Here is a 16,083-nt window from a genome sequence, read left to right as displayed (position 1 = left end):
AAATCACTTCATCGGGCACTTGTCGTGGAACTTGTCCTGGTCGTCCTTGACGATGGTCGCGACCGTCTTCAGCGAGAGCTGGCCGTCCGGATCCTTGACCACGTCCTGCAGATAGAAGTTCTGGATCGGGATGTGGTTGTTGCCGTATTTGAACGGGCCGCGCAGCGACTTGAAGTCGGCTTTCTCCATCGCGGCCTTCATCGCGTCTTTCTTGGTGAGGTCGCCCTTCACCGCGACCACGGCGCTGTTGATGAGCTGGGCGGCGTCATAGGCCTGGGCGCCGTAATAGGTCGGACGCAGCCCGGGGTACTTCTTGCGATAGTCCTCGACGAACTTCTTGTTCTCTGCGTTCGGCAGGTCGTTGACCCACTCCTGAGCGCCTGGAATGCCGATCGCATTGTCCTTCTGCAGCGGCAACGACAATTCGTCGACGGTGAATGCCGTGTAGAGCGGGATCTGCTGCTTGATGCCGGCCTGGGCGTACTGGTTCAGGAACTGAACGCCGGCGGCGCCCGGATAGAACACGAAGATCGACGCTGCGCCCGAATTGCGCGCCTTGGTCAGCTCGGCGGAAAAGTCGAGCTGGCTTGGCCACACCGTGTATTCCTCGCCCACGACCTGGCCTTTGAACGTGCTCTTCACCCCGGCCAGCATGTCCTTGCCAGCCGCGTAGTTCGGGCCGATCAGGAACACCGACTTGACGCCCTTCTGGTTCATGTAGAGGCCCATCGCGGCGGGCGTCTGGTCGTTCTGCCAGGAGGTCGAGAACACGTAGGGCGAGCACAATTCGCCGGCGAGCTGCGATGGGCCGGCATTGGCCGAGATCAGGAACGTCTTGGAATCGACCGCGGTCTTCAGCGACGCCAGCAGCACGTTCGACCAGATGTAGCCGACGATGAAATCGACCTTGTCGGACTGCACCAGCTTCTCTGTCTTCTGCTTGCCGATATCGGGCTTCTGCTGGTCATCCTCGTAGATCACCTCGACCGGCTTGCCGTCGATCTTGCGGCCGAGATGGTCGAGCGCGAGTTCGAAGGAATTGCGCATGTCGTTGCCGATCACGGCGGTCGGGCCGCTGAAGGTCGACACGAAGCCGATCTTGATGCTGTCAGCCGCCGTCGCGGGCTGCGCCAGCGCCAGAGCCATGGCGCCCGCCAGCCAAACTGCCTTTTTCATATTCACTCCCCTCCTCAACCAGACGAACGTCCCCTTGCGCGCGCCGTTCTCGGTGACGTGTTTTGTGCGCGAAATCGCAAGTCTGCAGCAAGCACGAACCTCAGGCCCGCTTTAGAACCTTCGGCGCATACCCCAGCACCTTGCACCATAATTCGCGCAAACCGGCGATGGCAAGAATTATAATTCCGGTTGCGCAGGCAACGATTGTCGCAGGCGCCGGCCCGAAGGCGTGACGCAATGCAGCAGGATTTACACATTCGGTAAAGCGATCGGAAACCACCCGCCAGCAAGGCACGCCGGATTCATGGTCTCGCAAGCACTCCCGGAGGAAGCTGCCCGCAAAGGGGGACGCGTCACATGCTGGGTTACTTGTTCGGCTTCAACGCACGGATCGGCCGGGTGCCCTTCGCGCTCGCGACGTTTGCGCTCGGCGTCGGTTTCGTGATGCTGGTCTATGGCGTCACCGGCACGCCCCCTGGCAACGGCCGGATGGACGTGCTGCTGGCGCAGGCGACCAACAGCGATCTGATCCTCGTCAGCTTCTTTGCGGCGCTCGCCATCAACTTCATGCTGCAATCGATGCGCGTCCGCGACATCGGCTGGGATCCGGCCTCCGTGATGGTGTGCTGGATCGCGCTGGTCGCGGTCGACAAGGTCGCCGCCGGCAAGTTCCCGGATTATGCGCTGACCTATCAGCACACCGGCACGACGATCGGCGCGCTTGCCAACCTTGCATGGATGCTGGCCCTGCTTGCCTGGCCGAGCAGCGGCTCCTCCAAGGAACCGCAGCCCTACGATCAAGGCAGCACCTCCGAGGGCTATTGGCGCAAGGCCCCCGAGCCCACCGGAAACACCAGCCGGATCTCCCGCGTCGCCAACGGCGACTTTGGCGGGCGGAAGTAGCCGAGATCTCTATCGTGTCGTCCCGGCCTGCAGCGAATATGTTTCGCCGCCGCCCCGCTCACCCCCCGTCCACGACGCATTCCGCGCCGTCGATGGCGTAGCCGGCGTGGCGGAAATCCCTGATGGCGGCGACCTTGCCGGCGGACCAGTCCAGCAGCATGAATGACGTCGGCGGCCCATCCGGCTGGTTCGGGTCGAACACCAGGATCGCGGGCCGTCCGTCGACCTGCCCGGTCACCAGGCGCCAGTCGCTGACCTTCGCGTAATTGCCGAAATAGCGCGACACCTCGGCCTTGCCGTTCAGCCTGGTGCGGTTGACGAGCTCGAGCCGGATGTCGTCGGCAATCATGGCGCGGATCGCGTCGAAATCGCGTGCGTTGAAATGGCCGACATAGGCATTGAGCCTGACGCGGTCGGCCTCCGACAGGCCTGGCCACGGCGCGTCCGCCGGCTCGCGCGCGAACTCTCGGAGCTGCGCACGTCCGCGATGCAGCGCGGCCTTCACCGCAGGCAGGCTGAAATCCATGATGTCGCAGACCTCGGCGAGCGAGCAGCCGAGCACGTCCATCAGGATCACGCTGGAGCGTTGCGCCACCGGCAGGCGCATGAAGGTGCGCAGGCTGGTGGCTGCGATCTGGCGGCTTTCCACGTCGTCGAGCTCAGCTGCGATCATCTCCACCTCCCCGGCCGAATGCAAAGCCTCCTGACGGTTGCGACGCCGCAGGAAATCGAGCGCGGTGTTGTGCGCGACGCGGAACAGCCAGGCCTCGGGATCGCGTACCGGCGTGACCGACCTCAGCGCCTCCGTCGCCTTGAGCAGGGCATCCTGCAATACATCCTCGCCGTCGATCACGGAGCCGACCATGCGCGCGCAGTAGCGATGCAGCCTCGGCCGCATCGCTGCCAGCAGCGCATCGATATCGCTCGCGGCCAGCGGGCCAGCAGATAATGTCATCGTCACTCCGCCTGATCGGTTCAGGACTCATCCAGCATACGATAGTTGCCGACGACCCGGGCAGTCTTCACCAGCGGCGGCTCGGCGCAGCGGTCGCGGATGCCGTCCTGGAACGCCTGGAAGGCGGCAAGCTTCGGGATCGGGGTCGAGCCGTCCTCGGCCGCGGCCTCGACGAAATGGATGAAGGTGTCGTCCTCGAGTCGCAGCGTCAGGTAGCGCACGCCCCCGGGGTTCGCCGCCTTCAGTTCCGCGAACACCGCGGCAACAAGCTCCGCATTCCTGTCGGCCAGCTCGGGCTTCGTCTTGTACCTGATCAGGGTCCGTCTCATCGCTCGCTCCTTGGCTCATGGTTCCGGCCCGAAACGGCCGTGTCAGCCCCAAGGACGTTTGCCAGCGGCAGAAGGATGCGGTCCTGCAAAAATAATTTCGGACCGCATCCTTGGCATCCCCTGCGTCGTCTTGCCGACGGAACACGCCGCGACCGGGCGGCGCGACAAACGGAGCACGGGCAAATGCAGACCGCCACCAACCGCGCCGAACAGAACTGGGTGCTCGGCATCACCGCATTGGCATCCTTCATGATGGCGCTGGACGCCATGATCATCACCACCGCGTTTGCGACAATCCGCGCCGAGTTCGGCAGCACAGTCGAGACGCTGCAATGGTCGGTCAACGCCTTCAACCTGACATTCGCGGTGCTGCTGCTGTCCGGCGCCGCGCTCGGCGACCGCTTCGGACGCCGCAGGATGTTCGCGACCGGGATCGCCGTGTTCGTGCTGGCATCGGCGGCCTGTGCGCTGGCCGGCAACGTCGCGGCCCTGATCGCCGCCCGCACCCTGCAAGGCGCCGGCGCGGCACTGGTGATGCCGCTCGCGATGGCGATCCTGAGCGGCGCCTTCGGCCGGGAGCAGCGCGCCCGCGCGCTCGGCATTTTCAGCGGTATCACCGGATGTGCGCTGATCATCGGGCCCGCGATCGGCGGCTTCATCACGGAGCACCTCGGCTGGCGCTGGATATTCTGGATCAACCTTCCGATCGGCCTGATCGCGATCACACTGGTGCTGGTGCGCCTGCGCGAAAGCTTCGGCCCCGCGGCGCCGCTGGATGTTCCGGGGCTGTCGCTGGTCGCCATCGCGGCGCTGGCGCTGGTCTGGGGCCTGCTGCGCGGCAACGCCGTCGGCTGGACCAGCGCCGAGGTGACGGGTTCGCTGATCAGCGGCCTCGTGTTCGCACTGTTGTTCGTGCTGTGGGAATTGCGCGCGGCGGCGCCAATGGTGCCGATGCGGCTGTTCCGATCGCGCGCCTTCGCATCAGGCATCTCCGCGAGTGTGCTGTTCTATGCCGCGATGTATGGCGTGCTGTTCCTGCTGCCGCAATTCCTGCAGATCGCGCTGGAATTCGACGCGTTCGGCGCCGGGCTTCGCCTGCTGCCATGGACCGCGACGCTGTTCGTCACGGCACCGGTGGCGGGCGCGCTCGTCAACCGATTCGGCGAGCGGGCGCTCGTCGTGACCGGCTTGCTGATGCAGGCGTTCGGGCTTGGCTGGATCGCCGAAATCGTCGGACCTTCGATTGCCTACGCCGCGCTGGCCGCGCCGCTGGTGCTCGCAGGCGTCGGCGTCTCGATGGCGATGCCGGCCGCGCAGAACGCCGTCCTGAGCTCGGTCGCGATGACCGAGATGGGCAAGGCGTCCGGCATCTTCAACATGGGACGCTTCCTCGGCGGCATGTTCGGCATCGCGGCGCTGGTGGCGAATTTCTCCGCCAACGGCGCGGCGGATTCTGCAGCTCGTTTCGAGAGCGGATTTGCCGCGGCGATGAGCCTTGCCGCCGTGCTGTCGCTGGCCGGCGCAGTCGCAGGATTTTTCCTGCCCGAGCGGCGCCGCGCCGCCGCCATCGCGCCGCAGGACGCGTGACTGATCGCAACGATAGGGTTTCGCTATCGGGCGATCCGTCAATTCGTCTTGGAACGGACCCGTGAATGATTGCATAATCATGCGACGGAGCCATTCGAACCCGAGGCGAAATCGCAATGACCCAAGCGCCGGCCAAACCCCATCGCGTGGTCATCGTCGGCGCCGGCTTCGGCGGGTTGGAAGCCGCCTTCGGGTTATCAGGGGCGCCGGTCGAGATCACGCTGATCGACCGGCGCAACCACCATCTGTTCCAGCCGCTGCTCTACCAGGTCGCGACCGCCTCACTCTCGACCAGCGAGATCGCCTGGCCGATCCGTTATCTGCTGCGCGACCGGCCCGAGGTCACGACGCTGTTCGCCAATGTCTGCGGTATCGATGCCGCCGACAAGCGCGTGCTGATCGATGACGGCGACAGCATTCCCTACGACACGCTGATCCTCGCCACCGGCGCCCGCCACGCCTATTTCGGCCATGACGAATGGGAGCCGTTCGCGCCTGGACTGAAGACGCTTGAGGACGCCACCACGCTGCGGCGTCGCATCCTGGTCGCCTTCGAGCGCGCCGAACGCGAGGCCGATCCTGAAATCCGCGCCGCACTGCTGACCTTTGTCGTGATCGGCGCCGGTCCGACCGGGGTCGAGATGGCCGGCACCATCGCCGACCTCGCCAATGACACGCTGCCGCGCGACTTCCGCCACATCGACACCCGCAAGGCGCGCGTGGTGCTGATCGAAGCCGGGCTGCGCGTGCTGGCTGGCTTCCCCGACGATCTCTCGGCCTATGCGCAAGCCTCGCTGGAGCGCCTTGGCGTCGAGGTGATGCTGGGCGAGCCGGTCACCGAATGCTCGGCCGACGGCGTGGTCTATGGCGGCAAGCGGCTGGAGGCCCGCACCATCGTCTGGGCGGCGGGCGTGCGCGCCTCGCGCGCCGCCGAATGGCTGAACGCGCCGGCGGATCGCGCCCATCGGCTCCAGGTCGAGCCCGATCTGACCGTGCCCGGCCATCCCGACATTTTCGCGGTCGGCGACACCGTCACGATCAAGGATTCCGAAGGCAATCCGGTGCCGGGCATTGCGCCGGCCGCCAAGCAGGAAGGACGTTACGCCGCGGCGCTGATCAAGGCGCGGCTCAGGGGCGAAACCCTGCCGCCGTTCCACTACAAGCATGCGGGCAGCCTGGCGCAGATCGGCAAGAAGCTCGCGGTGATCGACTTCGGCAAGGTCAAGCTGCGCGGCACGCTGGCGTGGTGGATCTGGGGCATCGCCCATATCTATTTCCTGATCGGCCTGCGCAACCGCCTCACCGTCGCGCTGAGCTGGCTCTGGATCCACGCCCGCAACCAGCGCGCCGCGCGGCTGATCACGCAGGGCAGCAGCAAGGTGGCGCAGTAACGCTTTTCATGATTTGCGCTTAGCGAGCGTCCGGCATGGCGCAGGTGAAATTCGCTGCATTGTCCGCGTCGCCCGACCCCGAATAGGCGGCGTAAGACGGGTAGGGGCAGAGGGGCCGGGTTCGGTCAGGTTTCCACAAGGCTGGCACCTCCTTGTTGGCCGGATTGATCGAGGCAATGATCCGGTCGGGGGCCTTGCCCTCCTCCACCCAACGCATCAGGGCTGACAACGCGTCAAACTTGTCCAGCGCGACGCCGCCGCCGCAGTGGGTGGCGCCTGGCACCGTAAAGAGCCGGACAAAGCTGTCGGCATGTCCCTGTGCGTTCGCGTTCAGCTTCCCATACCAGCGGATTGTGTCGTTGACCGAGAAGACCGGATCCGCCTGGCCGTGGTATATGATCATCTTGTGGCCGGAATCCCGCAGCCTTGCCAGCCTGGGGGCGTCGACTTCGGGCGGCGTCATGAAGTCCATGGCCGACTCGGTGAAGGTGGCATCCTTGGCGTAGATTTTCGCAGCATCCTTGTCGAAGTCGAAGTTCTTGAGCGCCTCGATGAGCTTGTCGCTGCCGCCCTCGACGACGACCGGCGGGGTCGAGAAGATCAAGTTAAGGGACGCCGCGCCCATGGTGGCTATGATCGGATAGTTATTCCAGGGCACGACCGGGCTTTCGACCTTCCATGTGCGCCAGTTGCCGGTGCCAATGCCACCATCAAACGGCCAGTCGGAATAAAGCGCCTCGCCTTTCGAATCTCTCGGCCCCGCAAGACTGGCCTTCAGGGCGTCGACCTTCGCTTCCGAAAGGCAGCCCTGCGTTGTCCCCGGGGCGCATGCGAGGCTGTTGAGGTCGAATGCCTTCTGACAGGCGGCGAGATTCGATGTCAACCCGTCCTTGATGCCGTCAAGGGCATCACAAGCCTGTGTGATGCGCGAAGCAATGAGTTGCCCGTCCTCTCTTGTGATCGTCTTGCGAATGTCCGGATCGACCTTGAGGAACGCCTGTACGTCCCAGGCATGCTGGATCGCCGCGCGCGGCAGGTCAAAGCCGGGATTGCCTACGAGGAATCCATCATAGCTTTCCGGCATTCGCCCGGCTGCCACCATCGCATGGCGCCCGCCGTTCGAGCATCCGGCCATATAGGAATAGTCCGCCTGCCGTCCGTAGTGCAGGGCGACCAGTTTCTTCGCAACCGGAGCCAGCGTCATGTCTGCCGCATAGCCGTAGTCGCGGCGTGCCTGCGGATCCAGCCCGAAGGCTGCGCCTGCAGCAAGCCCGAACGGCTTGTTGGCGGGATCGGCGCCTGCATGGCCGCTGTCGGACGACAGCACCGCGAAGCCGCGCGTCAACGGGACCGTTCCACCCGACACCCAGCCATCCGGCTTGTCGCCAAGCGCGGCGACAACCACGCCATCGTTTCCGCCATTGACCTGGTGCAGGAAGCGGCCGTTCCACGCCACGGGCAACCGAAATTCGAACCGGATGGCATAGGATTTTCCGTCGACGCCCGTGCGTTGATTGGCAAGGCCAGTCACGAGACAATGCCTCGGCAGGCCCTCACCCGCCTCCTGCATTCTGGAGGCAACGATCTCGACACCAGGGAGCGCAAGCGATGCGGTGGTCACCGTGGTGCAGCCCTCGTTATCTGCATGCGCCAGGGTCGACGCACCGAACGACACGGCAAGGGCACCAATCGACACCAGGACGGTCGACCTCATCGACGTCTCCCTATTTGTTATATCTCATAATTATTACTCTATTGTCTCATTTTGACAAGACATGCTGAAGCCGACACCCGTTGCGGCCCGGGCGCGCCGGCCACGGTTGCAAGCACGCCCCGGAAGATCGAGCAGCGGCCTATGATCGCCGGATCACTTGCAGCTTTCATACAGTCCACCAAGCGCCGGGTTTCCAGCCCGGCTCCAGCTGCCAATTCTGCATCCGGGACGAACAGGGCGGCAGCCCGTCTGGTTGTTGCAGATATATTGTCCGGACGCCTGTGGCCTTGATGGCGCCGACTCGTTGCGCTTGCGTTCCGCATCGGCTCGGGGAACGATTTTTTCACGCGACGCGACGGGCCTCTTTTCCAGACTCTTTTCGCATTCATTGCTGTCGTTGACGCGATACCCCGCACGGCAAACGATCCTGGTGCAGCGCTCACCATCAGCCCGGAAACCGTGATCGCAAACGAGCGGGCAGACGCGGGACGATTTGGACTTGATCGTGTCAAGCACATCAGCGTTGGCGGACTTCACGTCGAACCTGGTGCCCGCGTATCGGTTGAACAGCGTCAGTGAGCGTTGCGAGGCAGCATCCCAGTTGCCATCCGAAGTCTCGGCAAGGCAGCCGACACGGTGCAATTCCGACTGCACGGATTTGACCAGATCAACGCCGGAAGGCGCGACTGCGGTGTCTGACGGCGGCGGCAGTGATGCGACCTTCTGCGGCCCCTCCTTTTTCTGCTCATCCTTCTTCTGGTCCACGACGCTTTCAGCGACGCCTTGGTTCGCAGCAGGATCAATGGCGGCTTTTTCGGCCGCCGCTTGTTCGGCAGCTTTGGTTTCGGCACGCGCCTTCTCCAGGGCGGCGCGCGCCTCCTCGCCGGCTTCCGCCTTGGCCTGGGCAATCTGCTTGGCTCTTTCTGCAGCGATCCGAGCCTGGTCCGCCGCTTTGGCAGCTGCCGCGGCCCTTTCCTGCTCGGCGCTCACCGCGCCTTCCAACGCGAGCCGGGCCTTCTCCTGCTCCGCAAGCCGCGCTCTCTCCGCTCCCGCCGCGCGCGCTTCCTCGGCGGCAATCTTGTTGAGCTGGCCTTTTGCCAGATCGGTATAGAATCCATCGGGATATCGGGCGAGGAAGGCATTCCAGCCATCGCGCGTGCCAAGCTGAAGGGCCAGTTCGTAGTCGCGACGAATGGCATCGTCGCGGTTCGTCTGCGGCTCAACTGCGACCGGCTTTGCGGGAACGAGCGGCACATCCTCGCCACCCAGCGAACCATAGACGTATGGCTCTTGCGTGTAGCCGGTGTTCTTCAGGACATCGTCGCGCACGAAGCCGAACGCCTTGCGGAGATCAAGACCGGGTTTCGGCAGGTATTCAACGAGGGCCATTGCAAAAGGACTGTTACTGGAGTCGCCATCGGAGGCGGTAGACCCGGCCTTGGCCGCGAAGGCGATCATCGTGTTGGGGCTGCTGGGTTCGATCTTGGCCAGACCGCCACCGATTGCGCGGACGGCAATGGTCCGCTTCATCGTCTTTGCAAACGGGTTGTCGCGGCAGGCATCGAGAATGACGAGCCGGAGCTTCCTGGCTGGCTCGGCCGCAAACAACAGGCGATCCACGGGCACGGTCTCGTCGAGAACGTCGGCATCGGTCTCGAGCACGGCATCTGTCGGAATCAGGTAGTTGTTGCCATCCATCTCGATCCCGTGTCCTGCATAATAGATCACGACGACATCCGCGCTTCGTGCGCTCGCGCCGAAGTCGCGAAGCGACCTGCGCATGTCGCTTGCATTTAGATTGAGCCTGGTTGTGACGGCGTCGAAGCCGGCTTTCTTCAACATCTCTGCCATGAGGACGGCGTCGTTCACCGGGTTCAGAAGCCGCGGCACGTTCTTGTAGGCGGAGTTGCCGACAACCAGCGCGATGCGCCTCTCGGCAGAAGCAGCCCCACAGCCGAGGCAGGAAATAAACGCCAGCAATACGACCGTGCGAAATATGCCCATGCGAACCTCGGGCCGGCACCGGTCAAGATTAACTGAATGTCACACGATGCGACAGGCCCTCGCAAGAGGTAGCCTGAGCCGCGCAAGCCGCCTGTCGTCGAAACGCGGACCTGGCTGCGGGCGCGCTCGCGGCGTTAGCCGGACAGGCTCACTTCACCAGCGAACAGCCGCCGTCCGCGAGCGGGCGGAATGCCTGCTCGGCCGGGATGGTCGCGATCAGCTTGTAGTAGTCGTAAGCGTATTTCGACTCCTCGGGCTTCTTCACCTCGAACAGATACATCGGGTGGATGACGCGGCCATCCTGGCGGATGGTGACGTCGCCGAACAATTTATCCTTGCCCTTGACGGTCTTCATCTGCGGCACGACGATCTTGGCGTCGTCGCTGCCGGTGGCGGCGACCGCGTTGAGATAGGCGAGCGTCGAGGCATAGACGCCGGCCTGGTTGCCGCTCGGCATCTTGCCGTTCATGCCGGGGCGCGCGGCAAACCGTTTTGCAAACGCGCGGGAGTCGTCGTTCATGTCCCAGTAGAAGGCCTCGAGCAACTGCAGGCCCTGCGCGACCTTCAACCCCATGCCGTGGATGTCGTTCACGAACAGCAGGAACGCCACCATGGTCTGGCCGCCCTGCTGAATCCCGAACTCGGCCGCCTGCTTCACCGCATTGATGGTGTCGCCACCGGCATTGGCCAGCCCGATCACCTGGGCCTTCGAGTTCTGCGCCTGCAACAGGAACGAGGCGAAGTCCGAGGTGCCGAGCGGATGCTTGCTGGAGCCGAGCACCTTGCCGCCATGCTTCTCGATGTAGTTGGTCGCCTCGCCCTCGATACCCTTGCCGAGCGCATAGTCGACCGTGACGAAGTACCAGTCCTTGCCGCCACGCTGCATCATCGCCGCGGCCGTGGTGTTGCCGGTAGCCCAGGTGTCGTTGACCCATTGGATGGTGTTCGGCGAGCAGGCCTTGCCGGTGAGATCGGAGCTTGCGGTCGATGATGCGAGGAACGTCATCCTGGAGTCGCGCAGGATGGTGTTGACGGCGAGGCCGACCGCCGAGTTCGGCACGTCGACGATGGCATCGACGCCGTCGACATCGAGCCATTTACGCGCGATCGCCGAGCCGACGTCGGCCTTGTTCTGGTGGTCGGCATAGACGATCTCGACCTTGATGCCCTTGCCGCCGCCGTTGAAATCCTCGGCCGCCATCCGCGCCGCTTCCACCGAGCCCATGCCGTTGGTGTCCTGGAAGATGCCGGAGATGTCGTTGAGCACGCCGATGCGCACCACGTCGCCGGAGATTTCCGCATGCGCGATCCCGGCGCACGACAACGCCAGCACCAGACCCAGCCCAAGGCCCCTCATCGTGTCACCTCCCCTGCGTCCCTTTTCCCGGCCAGCCTGTCAGGCCGACGTGATCTCGACCGGCAGGCTGTCGAGCCCGCGAAGCGTATTGTTGAAGCGGCGTTTTGGCTCGCCGGTGATTTCAATCTTCGCAACGCGGCGCGCCAGCGCCGCCAGCATCACCTCGCCTTCGAGGCGGGCGACCAGTTGTCCGACACACATGTGGATGCCCGAGCCGTAGCCGACATGGCCCGAGGTGCGACGCGTGATGTCGTAGGTATCGGGCTTGTCCCAGCGCCGCGGATCACGGTTGGCCGCGGCGAGGAACATCAGCACCTTCTCGCCTTCCGGGATTTGGGCACCGCTGAGCTCGACGTCGCGGCTGGTGGTGCGGAAGAAGGTCTGGACCGGGCTTTCGAACCGCACGGCTTCCTCGAAGGCGTTGCGCGCCAGCGTCGGATCGTCGCGCAGCTTTTGAAACTGCTCGGGGAAGCGCGCGAGGCAGTAGACGGCAGCACCGATGCCGTTGACGGTCGTGTCGAGACCGGCCGACAGCAGCGAGCGCACCAGGAGCGGCGCCTCGGCTTCGGTGATGGCGCCGTCGTCGACATGGGCGTGGATGCAGGCCCCGATACCGCCCGGGGTGAGATTGTCGCGCTGACACTGCTCGGCGACATAGGCCTGGTGCGGCGCAGAGCGCTCGATCGCCTCCTTGCGAAGTTCGTTCGGCGGGCCGAAGGCGTTGAACACCAGGCTCGCGTAGGGCAACAGGTGCTCGCGGCCTTCCGGCCGCAGGCCCAGCGCATCCGGGAAGATCGACAGCGGATAGGCTTCCGCAAGGTCCGCGATCGCGTCGAACCTGCGCTTCTCCAGCAACGCGTCGAGGCGGGCCTCCGCGGCGGCAGCAAATCGCCCACGAAGCTGCTTCATCACGGTGGCCGAAAGCACTGCGCTCAGCACTGCGCGGGTGCGGGTATGGGCAGGCGGATCGGCCTCCAGGATCAGGCTCGGCGGCCGCCATGGCTTCTCCCTGGCAAAATCGCTGAGGCCCACGCCGCGGCTGGAGCAGAAGGTCGCAGGGTCGTTCAGGACCGCATGGACCTCGGCGTAGCGCGCCACGCCGTAGACGCTCCATTTGTCGAGATAGACCACCGGAGCGGCCTCGCGCAGCCGCTCATGGGTCGGGAACGGATCGGCGAAGAACTCCAGCGCAAAGGGATCGACGTCGAGATGCGGGATGGACTGACCGGCGCCTGCACTCATCGGGACCTCCCGAGGTTTGATCTTGTCAACACGCGCTGCATGTCTATTGCTCCCGGGCAATTTCGCAGCGATGATTTGAGAGATGAGCAGCCAGCCCCTCCCCCGAAAGCCCCGCCGGCCGAGACCGGCCGATCCCGCAGATGCCGCCGGCGGCCCGCTGCTCGATCTCGATCGCTATGTGCCGGCGCTGATAACCTTCATCGCCAACAAGCTGTCGAACAGCGCCACCGCCTATTACCAGAAGAATTTCGGCATCAACGTCACGGAGTGGCGGATCATATCGCAACTCGCGATCGAGCCCGGCATTCCGGCCTCGAGGATCTGCCACGTCATCGGCTTCGACAAGGGGCCGGTGAGCCGCAATCTCGCGGCGCTGCAAAAGCGCGGCCTGGTGGCGATCCGCAGCGCGCCCGACGATGGCCGCACCCATTCGATCTCGCTGACTGCCCGCGGCCGTGCCGTCCATGACAGGGTGATCGTCGCCGCGCTGGAGCGCGAGCGGCGGCTGCTGTCCTGCCTGAAAAAGGACGAGCGGGAGGTGCTGATCGACCTGTTGCGCCGGCTGCACGAAAATCTCGGCGCCGTAACCGGGCAAAGCCTGACCTGACCCGCGCCGGGACCTCTGCGGTCCCGCGGTACCGCCTGTCGTGCGTGCCGTTCGCACCATCCCGCGCAACGATCATCCTCCCAAGACACGCGACCGCCGACCGGCCTTGCTCAATTGCGGACAAAGCTCGCACAGCTTAGTTGCCTTGGCAACTAAAAATTCTGGACGCGTGCAGCGCGGCAAGGCTGAAGCGTCGTCGGAACCGGCTTGGCCGGACCACCAAGGGCTTGTTTCGACGGACGATCTCAGCTGGCGCAGGCGATCGGTTCGATCGCGGCATCATCCTCCAGCACCGCCACTGCCGCAGCGCGGCAGGTCAGTACCGCGCGCTGGTTGATGTAGCCCTTGTCGGTGATCTCGCCGCCATCGACGGAGGCGGGCTCGGCGAGCAGCAAGGCGCGGGTGGCGTGGCCGGAGGAATGGCCGCCCTGCGCCTTCAGCCGTGCCAGACCCTGCGCGATCGCAGCACGCACTGCCGCATGGCCAATGACCTCCCTCGCATCCGCGCTCTCGGGCAGCCCCGCCGACGTGCGGCAGGCGGCGATGTTCGGAAATACCAGGAAGCGCACCTCGTCGCGGCCGTGGCCCGTGACCACGATGTCCTGCGCCAGCGGCGCCAGCGCCGCGATCCCGGCGACACGCAGCGTGCCGACGCTGACCCAGGTGCCGGAATTGAGCTTGAAATCCTCCGCCACCCGGCCGTCGAAGAACAGGCCGAGTTCGGGCCTGTCCGGATCGGCGAAGGTGACGGCGTCGCCGATCCGGTAGAAACCGTCCTCGTCGAACGCCTGCGCGGTGATTGCGGGCGCCTTCCAGTAACCGGGCGTGACGTTCGGGCCGCGCACGCGGACCTCGAGCTTCTCGCCCGAGGGCACGAGTTTCAGTTCGGTCCCTGATATCGGCACGCCGATATTGCCGGAGCGCCTGGCGAGGAAGTGGCAATCGGTCGCAAGCGGCGAGGTCTCGGTCGAGCCCCAGGCCGACACCATCGGCAGCCGCCGCCCGACGGTTGCCAGCGAAAGCTCTTCCAGCGCGTCCCAGAGATTCTGCGGCAGTGCGGCACCGGCGTAGAAGGCAAATTTGGTGCCCGCGAAGAAGCTGCGGCGCAGCTCCTCGTCGGTGCGCAGCGCCGCGATCAGCATGTCGAAGCCGCGTGGCACGTTGAAATAGACCGTCGGCACCACGCTGCGCAGATTGGCGAGCGAGGTTGCAAACAGACCCGGCGCCGGCTTGCCGCCGTCGATATAGAGCGTGCCGCCATTGCGCAGCACTAGGTTGAAATTGTGGTTGGCGCCAAAGGTGTGGCTCCAGGGCAGCCAGTCCAGGATCACCAGTTTTTCGCGGTCATGCTCGAGGAATGTCCAGGTCTGCGCCTTGGCCTGCTGGCTGGAGGTCAGCATGCGCTGGGTGTTGATCACGGCCTTTGGCGTGCCTGTCGACCCCGAGGTGAACAGGAATTTTGCGATCGTATCCGGCGTCACCGCGGCAAAGGCCTCTGCCACTGCTGATGTTTCCGGCGTCGCTGCAATGGCGCGGAACGGCAGCGCCTCGGCGTCTTCGGGATTGCCGCTGACGATTGTAGCGCGATGCAGCGGATTGATCGCGGCAAGCGCTGCCGCGAACGGCTTCGTTCCCACGACGTAGATCGCACCGGGATCGAGCAACGAGATCATGCCCTTCAGCTTGTCGAAGTCCTTCGACATCAGCGAATAGGCCGGCGAGATCGCGGCCGAGGGCACGCCGACATGCTGGGCGGCCAGCGCGAACAGCGCATGATCGATGCTATTGTCGGAGAGAATCACGAGCGGCCGCTCGGCGCTCAGCCGTTGCGCGAGGATCCAGGACGACGCCGCACGGACAATCCCGAGCGCCTCGCGATAGGTAACGGTGCTCCAGGGCGCCTCGGCGCGGGCGCGTTCGCCCAGGAAGACGCGATCCGGCGCAAGCCGAGCCCATTGCTCGAGCCAGTCGCCGACGCAACGGGCGCTCGCCTTCAGCGGCGTAGTGGAACGGACGAGGATGCTGCCGTCGGCGCGGCGATCGGCGACGATGGCCGGCGTCGCGAAAAGGTCTTGCGGATCGTCACCGCTTCTGGTGGCCATCGTCATGGTTTCCTCCTCGCCCGTCTTTGCGGGGCTCACTTGCCATTATGTTGCGAGCATCAATTGTTGTCGTCAACAACAATCTTCCCATCGCGGCTGCGGCGCGCTAGCATCCGGTCATGGCGACGAAACAACAGGCGCAGCGCAGGGCGGCCGGATCGCGGGCGGCGGTGCACCGCCCCAAGCCGCAATCAGCAAACGGCACGGGACGCGACCACGATGCGGAGCGCGAGATCGGTCTCGATGCGCTGGTCGGCCATGCCGGCTACGCGGTGCGACGATTCCAGCTCTGGATCTTCCAGGACTTCATCAAGACGCTCGCCGCGGTCGATATCCGGCCGACGCAATATTCGGTCATGACCGTGATCGGCGCCAACCCGGGGCTGAGCCAGATGGCGGTCGCAAAGCGGCTCGGGATCGAGCGCGCGCGACTGGTGCACCTGCTCGACAGCCTCGAGGCGCGCGACCTCGTCAACCGCATCCCCTCTGCCACCGACCGCCGCTCCCACGCGCTGCACCTCACCACGTCAGGCAAGGCCGCGCTCGCGCAGTTCAGGCGGCTTGCCGCCGAGCATGAACGGCACGTCGCCGAGAAGATCGGCAAGGAGAACCGCGAGCGGCTGTTGCAGATCCTCGCCGCCTTCACCTGAACCGGTCGGGCCCGATCAGAATTGCTTAAAAAATAGGCATCCATAACGGCCGACCGAATTGCCGCA

At 64.8% G+C, this 16,083-nt stretch carries 13 protein-coding genes; 5 read left to right on the top strand and 8 right to left on the bottom strand.

Going from position 1 to position 16,083, the window contains the following annotated elements:
- Positions 1-3 precede the first annotated feature (3 nt).
- Entirely contained in the window at positions 4-1,176 is a 1,173-nt protein-coding gene (locus JQ586_RS09725) for an ABC transporter substrate-binding protein (protein WP_212394303.1), read from the bottom strand.
- A 357-nt stretch (positions 1,177-1,533) separates the two neighbouring features.
- Between JQ586_RS09725 and JQ586_RS09720 the strand changes: the two genes are divergently transcribed.
- Complete coding sequence (locus JQ586_RS09720; protein ID WP_212394302.1) at positions 1,534-2,079, top strand: hypothetical protein; 546 nt, start codon at positions 1,534-1,536, stop codon at positions 2,077-2,079.
- A gap of 58 nt (positions 2,080-2,137) precedes the next feature.
- On the opposite strand, the gene JQ586_RS09715 is transcribed toward JQ586_RS09720, so the two are convergent.
- Together JQ586_RS09715 and JQ586_RS09710 are read right to left on the bottom strand one after the other, a co-directional pair.
- A complete protein-coding gene (locus tag JQ586_RS09715; protein WP_212394301.1) occupies positions 2,138-3,034 on the bottom strand; it encodes an RNA polymerase sigma factor in 897 nt (298 codons plus the stop codon).
- A 20-nt stretch (positions 3,035-3,054) separates the two neighbouring features.
- Entirely contained in the window at positions 3,055-3,363 is a 309-nt protein-coding gene (locus JQ586_RS09710; RefSeq protein ID WP_212394300.1) for a hypothetical protein, read from the bottom strand.
- Positions 3,364-3,546: 183 nt separating this feature from the next.
- On the opposite strand from JQ586_RS09710, the gene JQ586_RS09705 reads away from it, so the two are divergent.
- Both JQ586_RS09705 and JQ586_RS09700 read left to right on the top strand, forming a co-directional pair.
- Positions 3,547-4,950, top strand: coding sequence for a DHA2 family efflux MFS transporter permease subunit (locus tag JQ586_RS09705; protein WP_212394299.1), 1,404 nt, complete (start codon positions 3,547-3,549; stop codon positions 4,948-4,950).
- A 116-nt stretch (positions 4,951-5,066) separates the two neighbouring features.
- Complete coding sequence (locus JQ586_RS09700) at positions 5,067-6,341, top strand: NAD(P)/FAD-dependent oxidoreductase (RefSeq protein ID WP_212394298.1); 1,275 nt, start codon at positions 5,067-5,069, stop codon at positions 6,339-6,341.
- 19 nt (positions 6,342-6,360) lie between these two features.
- Here JQ586_RS09700 and JQ586_RS09695 read toward each other — a convergent pair whose 3' ends face one another.
- The 4 genes from JQ586_RS09695 to JQ586_RS09680 form a co-directional block, all read right to left on the bottom strand.
- Positions 6,361-8,037 carry a tannase/feruloyl esterase family alpha/beta hydrolase gene (locus JQ586_RS09695; RefSeq protein WP_312016946.1) on the bottom strand — a complete coding sequence of 559 codons (1,677 nt, stop codon included), beginning with the start codon at positions 8,035-8,037 and terminating at the stop codon, positions 6,361-6,363.
- A 171-nt stretch (positions 8,038-8,208) separates the two neighbouring features.
- The gene (locus JQ586_RS09690) at positions 8,209-10,059 is read right to left on the bottom strand and encodes a caspase family protein (RefSeq protein WP_212394296.1); all 1,851 of its coding nucleotides are present in this window, start codon (positions 10,057-10,059) and stop codon (positions 8,209-8,211) included.
- A 148-nt stretch (positions 10,060-10,207) separates the two neighbouring features.
- The gene (locus JQ586_RS09685; protein WP_212394295.1) at positions 10,208-11,416 is read right to left on the bottom strand and encodes an ABC transporter substrate-binding protein; all 1,209 of its coding nucleotides are present in this window, start codon (positions 11,414-11,416) and stop codon (positions 10,208-10,210) included.
- A 39-nt stretch (positions 11,417-11,455) separates the two neighbouring features.
- Positions 11,456-12,658 carry a cytochrome P450 gene (locus JQ586_RS09680; protein WP_212394294.1) on the bottom strand — a complete coding sequence of 401 codons (1,203 nt, stop codon included), beginning with the start codon at positions 12,656-12,658 and terminating at the stop codon, positions 11,456-11,458.
- Between the two features lie 82 nt (positions 12,659-12,740).
- Between JQ586_RS09680 and JQ586_RS09675 the strand changes: the two genes are divergently transcribed.
- Entirely contained in the window at positions 12,741-13,265 is a 525-nt protein-coding gene (locus JQ586_RS09675; RefSeq protein WP_249147439.1) for a MarR family winged helix-turn-helix transcriptional regulator, read from the top strand.
- Positions 13,266-13,510: 245 nt separating this feature from the next.
- Here the strand turns inward: JQ586_RS09675 and JQ586_RS09670 are convergent, their stop codons facing one another.
- Positions 13,511-15,373, bottom strand: coding sequence for a feruloyl-CoA synthase (locus JQ586_RS09670; protein ID WP_409410972.1), 1,863 nt, complete (start codon positions 15,371-15,373; stop codon positions 13,511-13,513).
- 113 nt (positions 15,374-15,486) lie between these two features.
- On the opposite strand from JQ586_RS09670, the gene JQ586_RS09665 reads away from it, so the two are divergent.
- Positions 15,487-16,017 carry a MarR family winged helix-turn-helix transcriptional regulator gene (locus JQ586_RS09665; protein WP_212394293.1) on the top strand — a complete coding sequence of 177 codons (531 nt, stop codon included), beginning with the start codon at positions 15,487-15,489 and terminating at the stop codon, positions 16,015-16,017.
- Positions 16,018-16,083 lie beyond the last annotated feature (66 nt).

Origin of the sequence: Bradyrhizobium jicamae, from assembly GCF_018130215.1 — a bacterium.
Classification (GTDB): domain Bacteria; phylum Pseudomonadota; class Alphaproteobacteria; order Rhizobiales; family Xanthobacteraceae; genus Bradyrhizobium; species Bradyrhizobium jicamae_A.
Note: the sequence above shows the minus strand (reverse complement) of the source record. Positions and strands in the feature narration are given on the sequence as shown.